Annotated in this window: 1 protein-coding gene; it reads right to left on the reverse strand. The window is 36.2% G+C overall.

Going from position 1 to position 243, the window contains the following annotated elements; all coding sequences use genetic code 11:
- Positions 1-225 (reverse strand): hypothetical protein (locus O4H31_RS19595; RefSeq protein WP_269348187.1); only part of this gene is annotated, 225 nt, incomplete at its 3' end.
- Positions 226-243: the final 18 nt, after the last annotated feature.

Here is a 243-nt window from a genome sequence, read left to right on the forward strand (position 1 = left end):
ACTTGAACCAAACCCAACCACTTCAACTTGTGGAAGAAGGTGATAAACATCTGTCACTGTGGAGTGGAGATAGTCTTGGACATTAGAAATGTCATGACCTTTATTATATTCATTGGAAGCGATTACATTGCCAATCACCATACCAAAATGCATCGTTTCTTTAAGGAAATTATCCAGTTTCGTCTTTATGTTGTTAGTGATAGATAATATTTTCTTCTCACCCAACATTCGACTTTGTTGTTC

Origin of the sequence: Sulfitobacter dubius (genome assembly GCF_027214245.1) — a bacterium.
GTDB lineage: Bacteria > Pseudomonadota > Alphaproteobacteria > Rhodobacterales > Rhodobacteraceae > Sulfitobacter > Sulfitobacter dubius_A.